This window comes from Peribacillus sp. NPDC096622, assembly GCF_044762665.1.
GTDB classification, from domain to species: Bacteria; Bacillota; Bacilli; order Bacillales; family DSM-1321; genus Peribacillus; species Peribacillus frigoritolerans_B.
This window is the reverse complement of the sequence record NZ_JBIWES010000003.1, coordinates 53600-67018: the sequence shown is the minus strand read 5'-3', so window position 1 is coordinate 67018 and position 13419 is coordinate 53600. Positions and strand designations below refer to the sequence as shown.

At 41.7% G+C, this 13419-nt stretch carries 13 protein-coding genes; 10 read left to right on the top strand and 3 right to left on the bottom strand.

Going from position 1 to position 13419, the window contains the following annotated elements; translation table 11 throughout:
* Positions 1-35 precede the first annotated feature (35 nt).
* On the bottom strand, positions 36-794 hold the full coding sequence (locus ACIQYG_RS06755; protein ID WP_402836481.1) for an IclR family transcriptional regulator: 759 nt from the start codon (positions 792-794) through the stop codon (positions 36-38).
* 373 nt (positions 795-1167) lie between these two features.
* On the opposite strand from ACIQYG_RS06755, the gene ACIQYG_RS06750 reads away from it, so the two are divergent.
* From ACIQYG_RS06750 to clpB, 5 genes are all read left to right on the top strand, one after another.
* Positions 1168-2115: a fumarylacetoacetate hydrolase family protein gene (locus ACIQYG_RS06750; RefSeq protein ID WP_402836480.1), complete on the top strand. Its 948-nt coding sequence runs from the start codon at positions 1168-1170 to the stop codon at positions 2113-2115.
* Position 2116: 1 nt separating this feature from the next.
* A complete protein-coding gene (locus ACIQYG_RS06745) occupies positions 2117-2608 on the top strand; it encodes a DinB family protein (protein WP_402836478.1) in 492 nt (163 codons plus the stop codon).
* Between the two features lie 30 nt (positions 2609-2638).
* Positions 2639-3751: a cupin domain-containing protein gene (locus ACIQYG_RS06740; protein WP_402836476.1), complete on the top strand. Its 1113-nt coding sequence runs from the start codon at positions 2639-2641 to the stop codon at positions 3749-3751.
* Between the two features lie 123 nt (positions 3752-3874).
* Complete coding sequence (locus ACIQYG_RS06735) at positions 3875-5077, top strand: FAD-dependent monooxygenase (protein ID WP_402836474.1); 1203 nt, start codon at positions 3875-3877, stop codon at positions 5075-5077.
* Between the two features lie 338 nt (positions 5078-5415).
* Entirely contained in the window at positions 5416-8004 is a 2589-nt protein-coding gene (gene clpB / locus ACIQYG_RS06730; RefSeq protein ID WP_402836472.1) for an ATP-dependent chaperone ClpB, read from the top strand.
* Between the two features lie 82 nt (positions 8005-8086).
* Here the strand turns inward: clpB and ACIQYG_RS06725 are convergent, their stop codons facing one another.
* On the bottom strand, positions 8087-8278 hold the full coding sequence (locus ACIQYG_RS06725; RefSeq protein WP_048686917.1) for a YjzD family protein: 192 nt from the start codon (positions 8276-8278) through the stop codon (positions 8087-8089).
* A 295-nt stretch (positions 8279-8573) separates the two neighbouring features.
* On the opposite strand from ACIQYG_RS06725, the gene ACIQYG_RS06720 reads away from it, so the two are divergent.
* From ACIQYG_RS06720 to ACIQYG_RS06710, 3 genes are all read left to right on the top strand, one after another.
* Positions 8574-9296, top strand: a complete 723-nt coding sequence (locus tag ACIQYG_RS06720) for an alpha/beta fold hydrolase (protein WP_402836470.1) — start codon at positions 8574-8576, stop codon at positions 9294-9296.
* A 102-nt stretch (positions 9297-9398) separates the two neighbouring features.
* Positions 9399-10232, top strand: a complete 834-nt coding sequence (locus ACIQYG_RS06715) for a Rossmann-fold NAD(P)-binding domain-containing protein (RefSeq protein WP_402836468.1) — start codon at positions 9399-9401, stop codon at positions 10230-10232.
* Positions 10233-10472: 240 nt separating this feature from the next.
* Complete coding sequence (locus ACIQYG_RS06710) at positions 10473-10655, top strand: ComZ family protein (RefSeq protein ID WP_034314525.1); 183 nt, start codon at positions 10473-10475, stop codon at positions 10653-10655.
* 41 nt (positions 10656-10696) lie between these two features.
* Here the strand turns inward: ACIQYG_RS06710 and ACIQYG_RS06705 are convergent, their stop codons facing one another.
* Positions 10697-10918 carry a hypothetical protein gene (locus tag ACIQYG_RS06705; RefSeq protein WP_402836466.1) on the bottom strand — a complete coding sequence of 74 codons (222 nt, stop codon included), beginning with the start codon at positions 10916-10918 and terminating at the stop codon, positions 10697-10699.
* 203 nt (positions 10919-11121) lie between these two features.
* Between ACIQYG_RS06705 and ACIQYG_RS06700 the strand changes: the two genes are divergently transcribed.
* Complete coding sequence (locus ACIQYG_RS06700) at positions 11122-12057, top strand: beta-ketoacyl-ACP synthase III (RefSeq protein ID WP_402836464.1); 936 nt, start codon at positions 11122-11124, stop codon at positions 12055-12057.
* Between the two features lie 50 nt (positions 12058-12107).
* A complete protein-coding gene (fabF, locus tag ACIQYG_RS06695) occupies positions 12108-13346 on the top strand; it encodes a beta-ketoacyl-ACP synthase II (RefSeq protein ID WP_387548629.1) in 1239 nt (412 codons plus the stop codon).
* Positions 13347-13419 lie beyond the last annotated feature (73 nt).

The following is a 13419-nucleotide window of genomic DNA, read 5'->3' as shown; positions in this document are numbered from 1 at the left end:
AAGGAATGGTGGCCATCCTTCTTCCTGCTTTTTTCCTATTCAGTGGAATAACCGAATATATTCGAGATTTCCAAACAGCTCTTCCTTAAATAGTCGCTTAAAGGATCTTCATAATGATCAGGAATGCTTTCGGTGAACCCAACGGCAGTGATCGCTCCCAACAATTCCGAATTATAATTAAAAACTGGAATGGACATGGAGGAAACCGATGGTACAAGAGGCTCTTTGGCAAAAGCAATTTTGTATTTCCGAATTTCATCATATTCATTTGTTTCTTTAAGGAACGAGCCCGCAACATTACGATCTTTTTCAATCCATTCCGCCGTCAAGGAAGGATCCTGAAATACAGTGAATACCTTTCCGGAAGAGGATGATGGCGGAAGTCGCGTACCTAACTGTGCCCCGATGTTTAAGTTTTGGTTGGAATTCCATATTTTTGCCGTGATTGGTCCATCATATGTCCAAACGGAAAAAAGGACCGTGCAAGAAGTATGGTGACTGATTTCCTGTAAATAAGGAGTTATTCTGCTCGTTACATCCTCATTTCCTATCGCTGCCATTCCGTATTGAATCAATTTGCTCCCAAGGTGATACATACCGGTTGTCTTATCGCGATATAGTAACTCCAGTTGAGTCAAAGTATTTAAATACTTATAGAGGTTACTTTTCGTTATTTCCGTTAATTCCTGAATATCAGAGAATCTTAAAGGAGTTCTTTGGGAAGCAAGTAAATCTATGATGCTCATCCCTATTTGTAATGATTGAATCGTCGAACCGGATTTTACGATTTCCATAAATCAATCTCCCTAATCTGTTTTAATTTAGGTCTAGTATATCAGAATCTCTAAAATATACGTAACCGCCTGCTGCTGAAGCTATCAATATACTTTCCTATTAAATGAATAACTTTAGTTCATTTTTTGATTCCGCAGTACTGATAATGGTGTAGATGATAACATTTGCGCAAAAATTTGCAATACTTTCTTGACAATATTCCGAAAATTGAGTTATTATTTATATAAATAGTGAACAATGTTATCTATAAGTGAAACAGATAAGGTGTACAGTCATTCAAATTCTGGTTTGCGAAGCAAATACAGCAGAATTAGGATGGTGGCATCAAAAAGAGTTTTAATAAAAATCCAGATTAATAAAGGAGAATGAAATATGAAATTAGTAACTTTCAGCAGTCAAGGATTTAAACGTATTGGTGCAATTTACCCAAATGATGTTGTAGTTGACTTGAACTATGCCTATCAAGCTCTTCTAGAAAGCGAGGGGAAACTTCGCAGTGAACAAATCGCTGACGCGTATGTCCCTGCAACAATGGAGGAGTTTTTACAGGGAGGGAATGAAAGCCTTTCCATCGCGCAAAAGGCTGCGGACTACGCTATTAACAATCGTGATTCCTTCAGACATCAATTGGTCCATGAAATTGAAAATATAAAACTTGAGGCTCCTGTCCAAAAGCCAAGCAAAATTATTTGTGTCGGACATAACTACCGTGAACACATTGCTGAAATGGGTCGTGAACTGCCGCCATTCCCTGTAGTATTCGCAAAGTTCGCCAATACAGTAATCGGTCCCCAGGATGATATACCGTTTTTCCCAATCTCAGAGCAACTAGATTATGAAGCGGAATTCGCTTTTGTAGTCGGACAAAGGGCACGTAATATTTCAAAAGAAGATGCTCTTGATTATGTAGCTGGTTATACAATTGCGAATGATGTCACTTACCGTGATATCCAACGTCGTACACTTGAATGGCTACAAGGGAAAACGGTTGAAGGAAGTGCTCCGATGGGGCCTTGGTTAGTCACTTCAGATGAACTTTCCGATCCATCAGGCTTAAATGTCCGATTAACGGTAAATGGTGAAGAACGCCAAAAAACGAATACATCCAACTTCGTATTCGATGTGAAATATCTAGTTGAATTCTTATCGAACTTAATGACTCTTGAACCAGGTGACATCGTACTCACAGGAACACCGGGTGGGGTAGGAGTAGCCCGTGATCCACAAGTGTTCTTAAAAGATGGTGACGTTGTCAAAATCGAAATCGACAAAATAGGTTATCTTGAAAATCGTGTGAGACGTGTCGGGGAGGGAAAATAAAATGGCTTATCAGGAAATCGGGACATCAATCCAATCGGTTCAACAATCAATCGACCATATTCTAGAGACTACGGCAAACCTACCGGAAGAAACGATCCGATTTAAACCAGCAGAGGATGAATGGTCGATCATGCAGATACTCTCCCATTTAGCTGAAGCCATTCCTTATTGGTTAGGTGAAGTGGAAACTGTAATAGCGATGCCTGGAGTCGAATGGGGACGTGGATTGCAAGATCCAGCCCGATTGGCGGCAGTTACCGATACTGACAAACTTGCTGTCGATGATGTCATGAAGCAAGTGGAGGAGCTTAAATATAAAGTGGAGAGCATTCTCAAGAATTTAGATGAAGAAACACTATCCAAAGAATCGCCACACCGGAATTTCGCTAAATTCGGAAACAAACCAGTTTCTTATATAGTCGATCACTTCATCGATGAGCATGTTTCAGGACACTATGATCAAATCAAGCGAAATCTTTCTAAAATCCAGTGAGGCAAGATAAAAAAGAAAGTAGGGACTAATATGGCTGAAAAATCGGAATACATGAATAGTACAATCGTAAAAGATTTTACAAAGGATATTCAGCAGTATAACCTTGGGCCGTTGTGGGAAGCCATTCCCGCTCTGATGGACCATGAACCTAAACCCCATGCGCATGCCTATTTATGGAAAGAAGAGCTTTTGACAAAAAAATTGATGGAAGCAGCCGAAATCTTCACACCTGACCGAGGCGGGGAGCGCAGGGCGATTTATTTTCAAAACCCTGGCCTTACTTATCGCCAGCCTTGGGGATGGGCTTCGACAACACAAACGCTATATGCGGCGGTCCAGCTATTGTTGCCAGGTGAAGTGGCCCCTTCCCACCGTCATTCCCAAAATGCACTCCGTTTCATTACGAATGGTGAAGGTGCCTACTCCATCGTGCAGGGAGAAAGGATCTTCATGGAAGAAGGAGATTTCTTGATCACGCCTAAAAACCTATGGCATGGTCATGGACATGTTGGCGAAAAACCAATGATTTGGATGGATGCCCTTGATATCCCAACCATCTATTCCATAGGCGGCACTTTCTTTGAACCATATCCAGATAGGATAGAAACGCCTAAACGGCCGGATAATTTTTCAGAGCTCCGTTATCAAGGCGGAATGGTTCGTCCAGTATCCGACCGTTATTCACAAGTGGCACCGCTTGCCAACTACAAGTGGAAAGGCACCAAAGCAGCGATAGAAGGGTTGATGAATTTCGAACCAGATCCATATGAAGGTTTCGCCGTGGAATATATCAATCCATCAAATGGCCAAACGGCCAATCCAACGATGGGGGCATGGATGCAGAAACTTCCTAAAGGTTTCCATACGAAAGCACATCGCCATACCCATTCCACAATTTATCAAGTGCACCAAGGATCAGGATATACGGTCATTAATGGAGTGCGTTTTGACTGGTCCAAGGGAGATTATTTCGTCGTTCCGAATTGGGCCTGGCATGAGCACGTTGCAGAGGAGGATTCCTACCTATTCTCGGTAAACGACCTGCCAATAATGGAGAGATTCGATTTGGAACAGCAACAGGCATTAGACACAAACAATGGGTACCAAAAGGTTGAAAGTGAATTCAAGCCTGTTTTGGTTTGATAATAACCTGTTTGGAATCTTAAGCATAGATCCTTGTGAATATATGAATGCCAGTCGAATGAAAACGCTTACTGTGGTAGTGGTCCGCAACATTGGCTAAAAGCAACTATATAGGGGGAATTGATGATGAACACAGAAAATAAACCATTCATCGTTATCGGTGGGGGAATTGGCGGATTGGCAACTGCTTTAGGAATCGCAGAAACAAAACAGTATGTAAAAGTCCTTGAACAAGCTCCCGAATTTGGTGAAATTGGTGCAGGGATTCAGCTTGCAGCAAATGCCACCAACGTATTGCAGCGTTTAGGCGTCATGGATAAAATCAATGAAATTGCAGTATTTCCAAAAAGATTGGTGCTGATGGATGCCTTTTCCGGCAAAGAGCTTTCCGCTTTGGATTTAGGTGATGTTTATAAAGAAAGATATGGAGCGCCGTATGTTGTTTTGCATCGTTCCGATTTGCATAAAGTACTGGCTGAAGCCTGTGAAAAGAACCCGTATATTGAACTGGTCACGAACCAAACCATTATTGAAACAGTAGAAAATGAAGGTGAAGTGACGGTTACTTCTGCCAACGGGTCTAAACATTCAGGAACTGCTGTCATTGGAGCTGATGGATTATGGTCCAAGGCACGGAAACTTTTTGTGGAGGATCAGCCGGTCTGTTCACAATATGTTGCATACAGGGGAGCGATCCCGATGGAAGAGGTTACGAGCCATGGAGATTTAGATGATGTATATATGTGGATTGGGCCAAACCTTCATCTTGTTCAATACCCGGTTAGAAGGGGAGAACTATACAACCAAGTAGTGGTGTTCAAAAGTTCTCAATACACGGAAGAAAACGAAAAAACAGATCAATGGGGAACCCCGGAAGAAATGGACAGTGTATTTGCCGGAACTTGTGAACTTGTTCAGAATGCGATTTCATTCATTCAAAGACAACGCCGCTGGCCGATGTATGACCGTTTACCAATTGATAATTGGACAAAAGGAAGAATTACGCTTACGGGCGATGCTGCACATCCGATGCTTCAATACTTGGCACAAGGGGCTTGTCAGGCTTTAGAAGATGCAGCTTATTTGTCGGATATGCTTCATAAGCATGGGAATGACATTGAACAGGCATTTTTGGAATATCAAGAGGAACGCATTCCGCGTACGGCTAATGTTCAAACGAGTGCAAGAATGTGGGGGGAAATCATCCACAATACGACCGATGCAGGCATTCTGCTCCGAGATACGATCCTTGCAGGTCGGACGGATAAGGATTTCCAATTCGTCGATGAATTTCATGGTTACAATAAAACGGCCGTGAAAGCATAATCCATTTTGTTTCATCTATGCAGTTGATTGGAACGGAAGTACGAGACTCCTGCGGGAAAAGCGAGTCCAGGGGAGACCCCGCAGGCGCAAGGCGCTGAAGGCGGAACGCCCGCGGAAAGAGAGTGCCTGGAGAGGAATCAACCAAATTGTACAAACGGCAAAAGCCTTTCTTCTATATGAAGAAAGGCTTTTGCCGTTTATCCTCCATACCAACTGCATTTTTTATAACTTTCCTTTACATGGGGAAAATTAGAAGTATAATGAAAATATAAAGGTCAAATTTGGTCAAACCGAGTGGGAATTCGTTCATGATATATAGATGAATGGGAGGTTTTAAGATGGATATTAATAATATGACGGAGAGAACCCAACAGGCATTCATTGGCGGCCAGGAACTAGCCAAAGATAGAGGGAATCCCGAGCTGACGGAGCTTCATCTATTAAAGGCCTTAATGGAGCAGGATGAAAGTTTATTAATCAGGATTTTATCGGAATCTGGTAAACCGGTGAATCAATTTGATATAGAGCTGAATAAGGAACTGGATAGATTACCGGAAGTGAGCGGGGGTGTTTCCCAGGTTTACATGTCATCCTCCCTACAGCAAATTTTGACGGCTGCCGAAAAGGAAATGCAGATGTGGCAGGATGAATACTTATCAGTCGAACATATACTGCTTGCGTCTTTGCAAGTCAATAAAACGAATGTAAACAGGCTATTTTCATCATATGGAATTGATTATGATAAAGCAAAACGGGTTATAAGCGATATAAGGGGGAATCAGCGAGTGACTAGTCAAAATCCTGAAAGCACTTATGAAGTACTGAAAAAATACGGCAGAGATCTCGTTGCTGAGGTTAAATCGGGTAAGGTCGATCCCGTAATCGGTCGAGATACGGAAATCCGTAACGTCATTAGGATCCTTTCACGGAAAACGAAAAATAATCCTGTATTAATAGGAGAACCTGGAGTAGGTAAAACAGCGATTGTCGAGGGGTTGGCACAAAGGATCGTCAGGAAGGATGTGCCGGAAGGTTTAAAGGATAAGACCGTTTTTTCACTGGATATGAGTGCACTTGTCGCAGGGGCCAAATTCCGCGGTGAATTTGAGGAACGCCTAAAAGCGGTGTTGAATGAGATCAAGAAGAGTGACGGGAAAATTCTCTTATTCATTGATGAATTGCATACTATTGTCGGTGCAGGAAGAACGGATGGCGCACTAGATGCCGGGAATATGTTAAAGCCGATGCTTGCGCGCGGTGAGCTGCATTGTATCGGTGCAACGACCCTTGATGAATATCGGCAATATATTGAAAAGGATCCGGCTTTGGAACGCCGTTTCCAACAGGTTCTGGTTCCTGAACCGGATGTTGAAGATACGATTTCAATTTTGCGGGGATTAAAGGAACGGTTTGAAATTCACCATGGTGTCAGGATACATGATCGGGCGATCGTTGCGGCCTCTGTCCTTTCGAACCGATATATAACGGAGCGATTTTTACCGGATAAAGCGATAGATCTTGTGGATGAAGCATGTGCGATGATCCGAATGGAAATCGACTCAATGCCATCCGAATTGGATGAAATCACGAGAAAAGTCATGCAACTTGAAATTGAAGAAGCGGCCCTGAAAAATGAAGAGGACCCTCAAAGCAAAGCAAGGCTGGAAGTGCTTCAAAAAGAACTATCAGAACTTCAGGATCAAGCGAATAGCATGAAATCCAAGTGGCAAATGGAGAAATCAGCGCTTCAAAAGGTGCAGGATAAACGTGAAGAGCTTGAGAAACTGCGTCATGAACTGGAACAGGCAGAGAATGACTATGACCTTAACCGGGCAGCTGAACTTCGGCATGGAAGGATTCCGCAGCTTCAAAAAGAATTGGAAGCAATGGAAGGCGAATTGGAAAAGGAAAAACAGGAATCACGATTGCTTCGCCAGGAAGTGACGGAGGAGGAAATTGCCTCGATTGTTGCAAGGTGGACGGGGATTCCGATAAGCAAGCTGGTGGAAAGTGAAAGGGAGAAGCTACTACGCCTATCCGATATCCTGCATGAACGTGTAATAGGTCAAGGAGAAGCGGTGGAACTCGTGTCCGATGCTGTTTTAAGAGCAAGGGCTGGAATTAAAGATCCAAACAGACCAATCGGTTCATTCATTTTTCTTGGGCCGACTGGTGTCGGTAAAACCGAATTGGTAAAAGCTTTGGCAGAAACGTTATTCGATAGTGAGGAACATATGATTCGAATTGATATGTCGGAATATATGGAGAAACATTCCGTGTCCCGACTTGTTGGTGCACCTCCTGGTTATGTTGGATTTGAGGAAGGCGGCCAACTTACGGAGGCTGTTAGGAGAAACCCATACTCAGTCATATTATTGGATGAAATTGAAAAGGCGCATCCGGAAGTCTTCAATATTTTACTGCAAATGTTGGATGATGGAAGGATAACAGACTCCCAAGGCCGAACAATCAACTGTAAAAACACGGTGATCATCATGACTTCCAATATCGGTTCCCATTTCTTATTGCAATCCAACCGGGTGGATGGTGGCATTGAAGAAGAAATAAAAGATCAGGTCTTTAAAGAATTAAGAGGGCATTTCCGTCCGGAATTTTTGAACCGCGTTGATGACATAGTTTTATTCAAACCTCTGACGAAACAAGAAATCGTTGAAATCGTAGATAAAATGGTTCATCAATTACAAGTGAGGTTAACTGAACAAAATATAGTCCTGAACGTTACAGAAGCGGCTAAGGAATTCATTGCGGACCAGGGATATGATCCGGTATATGGAGCAAGACCGCTGAAGCGATTCATCCAAAAGCATCTGGAAACGAAAATCGCCCGTAAAATCATATCTGGGACTGTTGAGCTTAAAGAAGGAATGACGATTGATTATGCTCATGATGAATTGATCCTCATATAAAAATGTTAAAATGCAGTTTACCGGTAAGCAAAGTACGGTATAACAAAAAGGACATCCTAAAAAGGATGTCCTCTTTTGTTTCTTAATGTTGATGGGAGTCTTTAGCTGGCCCGGCAGGCATGATAGCTGGGATGATACAAATCAGGATAGCAGCAGCTAATCCTAAAATAGTTCCCTGCGCAGCATCATATGAAACTCCGATCATGGAAGAAACAACATATACAGTCATATGCACTAATAAGAATGTCCAAAAAATTGTCCAAGCATAACGCATCGAATTTCACCTCATTCCACTACATTCATTTTTATCTTACCATAATTAATATACAGTTAAAACGTGTTTTTAATAATAACCTTTAAATAATTCAATACATTAAATCATAAGTGAAATTTTTTGGCAGACAAGTTGGTTCCAAACTTCAAAAGGGAAATCATAGGGGGAAATAAAAACAAAAATCGTCCCTGCTTGGTTAATTTAAGATAAGAAGTTAGGCGTTTCCACTGACCCTTTCTATTTTTCGTCATAAATTAATATAGTAGTAGTAATATTCCTTAAAGGAGTTTGAACGATGGAACAACGAACTTTTCAAATTGATGACCAATGGAATATCATCTATTATCCAGAGCGGCCCAGTGGTTTTTCCGTAATGGTTATTGGAGACCGTAGTCATTTTGTCGAAAAAGACAGCAGCTTTTGGCTGCAGCATCCTGGCAGGCTGCAGATATTGGAATATTTAAAGGAATACGGATACACGCTATTTTCATCCAATTTTCACGGAGCCAACTGGGGCAGCCCTAAAGCACTGGACCTTTCCCTTAACCTATATATTCTTTTCATGAAAAAAGAAATAGTCAATCAAAGGGTTCATATATTGGCAGAGGGGACAGGCGCACTACTTGCCCTAAAGCTAATGAATGAACTTGGAAATAAAATTCGGTCTGTCGTATTGATTGATCCGGTTTTTTCCTTGAAAGCACAATTGGAAAAAGAAAAGGAAAATAAGTTCTTCTATAAAAAGTGGCTGTCCGAGGTTGCTGCTGCATATGAGCTCGATCCGGCAGAATGTGAACAGCATATCCTGGACACTGAAGATTCAGTCATCGCAGAGAATATCCCCATGAAAGTGATTCAGGTTTTTGGAAGCTTACGGAAAGAGCAAGCCTCCCTTTATCGGCAAATCCAGCTGGCTAGAAAAACAGACTTGCAGCTGACGTATATATTGCCCGAAAAACGTTATAAAATCCCCTATCAAATACAAAAGTTTTTCAATGAGAATGAAGAGATTTTATGAGAAGAGATATATTTTTACAATAGTTTGCATACGATACAGCATCTAAAAAAACCAGACGTGCCGGGTGAAGTGGGCTTGATGGCATACGAGGAGGCTGTATTTATGCAAACAAACATTGTCATTGGCACTTATCGATTTGTGGGATTCTATGTGACTCAATATTTTTTGAACCAAGGGAAAGAAGTAATCGGAATCGATTGGGCTGATTCCGAAGCAAATCAATATATTATGGAAGAAAAGGAACTTGAAATAGGCAGGAATTCAAATTATATATACTTTCCGATAACTAAACTAAAATTATTGGATATTTCACAGGAGGACACGGTGTTCATCTCTTGTTACGATATTCAAAGCGGAAAAATGGACAAAATCGATTTTCTGATTGGCGAAATCGTTTCCTTCATTGAGAAATTCAAAAATGGCAAGAATGAAACGCCAAATTTCGTTCTTTTCATGCCCATTGAAAAAGATATCAGTATATTTCAGTCCATTTTAAGCACGATTCGTGGCATAGATTCTGCAAAAATCCTATTTTTGCCGACGATTTATGGACCTTGGCAATCGGAAGGCATGAGCTTTGAAGCTGGAATCAATCAGCTTGGACGGTCTGATATCGAAGCGGCAATTGCTGCCGAATATACCGGCGATGCTCTCTATATCACTGATTTTGTTAATGCTTTGGAAGCGGTGCTTACCTCAAGTTCCGATAGGGACATCCAATTGTACAGCAGTATAGATGATCATTGGATTGAATGTGCCAAGCTAATATTTGGTGAAAGTATGGATTCATTCACTACCCAACAATCAATAACTAAAATCAATAAAGGAACAAAATTTGAAGTGCAATGCAAAATGGAACCAGAAGAAGGCATTGCATTGCAAAGAAAACATAATAAACGGTTAAACTTACTTAAAAAGTGGAGAAAGCGTGATTAACGCGGGACAGCGATAATCAAATATTTTCGTTATTTGGGAAGGACAAAACTGTATATTTGCCTCTAATCTATATGTCTTGTACTATAATGTTCAAGGATAGGAATTAACATCAAAAGATATTCATGATTTTATATGTGCGCCCTTTACGAAAGGGTTCTGTGGAATTATGATATTATTGAGCTTTATTTGGGCATCACAATGATCAATTGATGAACATTCAAAAGATAGGGGGGAAAGCGAATGAGTTCAGATAAAACTCTTGAATTTATGGGAATCGCCATGAAATACTTCCCAGAGGCTAAAGCGAAGCTTGAGGCAAGCGGGATTCCATTCTCAATGGAGATGGCAGAGCCATTCATGGAGCTCTTTAAAAGCGTAATGCAAGAAGCTTATGAGCTTGGTAAACAAGATGCTCAGCGTTAATTAAAGGCAGGCTGTCCGGATAAAGGGCAGCCTTAATTTTTTTATTCTTTTTTCAAGAACTTGGCGATCAATGGGTTCAGATTGATTTTATCAATGGTCGGTTTGTATTGACTGTATAAGCCCATCAATGTTTCAACGCTCGCCATCAATTGCAAGTAATCAACCTGCGATTCCTCTTGCTCCGGTTCAGCTTTCCTGCCAAACATCAAATTCGAAAAATGATCATCCGGTTTTCTTTCGCGGTTGCGATTGAAGATGTCCACAATGAGTTCCTCCTCTGCTCCTTTTATTTATAATGTATGTCCCTGAATTTCCCCTGGCATAGGCGCTTGACCGACTTCCGAAAGAGATTTCTTTAGCTTTTCAAACTGTTAACTCTTGCAAGGAAGTCTTTTTTTATATAAAATTAGTACCAGGTAATAATAGATGATTATAATAACTCATTAAAATATAAGGGGATGGCAAGATGAATGCTGGAATACTAGGGCTTGGCCGCTACTTACCCGACAAAATCGTTACAAATGCGGATTTAGAAAAAATTATGGACACTTCCGACGAGTGGATCCGGACTAGGACGGGTATTGAGGAAAGAAGAATTGCAAATGATGATATTGATACATCGGATATGGCTTATGAAGCCGCAAAAGCTGCATTGAAAAATGCGGAAATTTCGGCTGAAGAGATAGATTTAATTCTTGTGGCCACTGTTACACCTGATCAGTCGTTTCCTTCTGTCGCTTGCATGATTCAAGAGAAATTGGGAGCGATGAAGGCAGCTGCAATGGATGTAAGTGCTGCATGTGCCGGATTTATGTATGCAATGATCACGGCGCAGCAATTTATTCAGTCAGGTGCATATAAGCATGTGTTGATTGTCGGTGTTGAAAAACTTTCGAAAGTAACCAATTGGGAAGACCGCAATACTGCTGTACTTTTTGGTGACGGAGCGGGTGCAGCTGTACTTGGACCTGTATCTGATGGCAAAGGGGTCCTTTCCTTTGAATTAGGCGCAGATGGAACTGGCGGGAAGCACTTATTGCAGGAAGGAGATTTCATTCATATGAATGGACGTGAAGTATTTAAATTTGCTGTCCGTCAAATGGGGGAATCCAGCCTGGGTGTATTGGACAAAGCTGGTTTGACAAAGGAAGATGTGGATCTGCTTGTTCCGCATCAAGCAAACATACGCATTATGGAAGCCTCAAGGGAACGATTGGGTCTCCCGCTTGAAAAAATGACAAAAACGGTTCATAAATATGGGAATACTTCATCAGCGTCCATTCCAATGGCCCTTGTGGAAGAAATGGAAGCGGGTAGAATCAAGGACAATGACTTAATCGTCATGGTCGGTTTTGGTGGTGGCCTTACTTGGGGAGCGATCGCTCTTAGGTGGGGTAAATAATAGAAGAAGCAAAACGTAAGAGCTTTAAAAATAGGAAGGAGCCATTTTTAATGACTAATCGTCGTGTAGTTGTAACAGGTATCGGAGCAATCTCTCCAGTTGGTAATGATGCAGAAACTGGATGGAAGAATATAATCGAGGGGAAATCGGGAATAGGGCCTTTAACTCGTTTGAATGCTGAAGAATATCCCGTTAAAGTGGCTGCTGAAATCAAGGACTTTGATATAGAGACATATATAAATCGTAAAGAAGCACGCAAAATGGACCGTTTTACCCATTATGCAATTGCAGCTTCCGTTATGGCATATAATGATAGCAAGCTGGAAATAACAGATGAAAATGCTACACGTGTCGGGGTCTGGATCGGTTCGGGTATCGGCGGGCTGGAGACACTTGAAACACAGCATGAAAACTTTTTAAACAGGGGATATAAACGGGTGAGCCCATTTTTCGTTCCAATGATGATTCCGGACATGGCAGCTGGCCAGGTTTCCATCTTACTGGGTGCAAAAGGAATCAATTCATGTACGGTAACAGCTTGTGCAACAGGAACAAATTCAATTGGTGATGCGTTTAAAGCCATCCAACGGGGCGATGCCGATGTCATGATCACAGGCGGGGCCGAAGCGCCAATCACAAAAATGTCGGTTGCAGGCTTCTGTGCAAATACGGCTTTATCGACAAACCCTGATCCACAAACGGCTAGCCGTCCTTTTGATCTTAACCGTGATGGTTTCGTAATAGGTGAAGGAGCTGGAATCATCGTTCTGGAAGATCTTGAACATGCATTGAATAGAGGAGCCAAAATTTATGCTGAAATAGCTGGTTATGGATCAACTGGAGATGCCTTCCATATTACCGCTCCGGCACCAGGTGGAGAAGGCGGGGCAAGAGCGATGAAAATTGCAATTGAGGATGCTGGTTTGAATCCGGAGGACATCCAGTATGTGAATGCCCATGGAACGAGTACACCATACAATGACAAATACGAAACGATGGCAGTCAAGGAAGTCTTTGGCGACCATGCTAATAAACTTGCAATAAGTTCCACTAAATCAATGACAGGCCATATGTTAGGCGCAGCAGGCGGTGTGGAAGCAATATTCACGATTCAGGCAATCAGGGACAGCATTTTGCCTCCAACCATCAATATTGAAACCCCAGACCCTGAGTGTGATTTGGACTATGTTCCGAATCAAGCAAGGAAAGGCGAAATCAATGCAGCCATCAGTAATTCCCTTGGATTCGGTGGACATAACGCAACTATTCTTTTCAAAAAATATCAATAAGTTTTGAAGGAAGAGCAGATCTTTTGGGGTCTGCTCTTTTTATGTTGAAGGGAAAAGGGATATAAAATGTGTC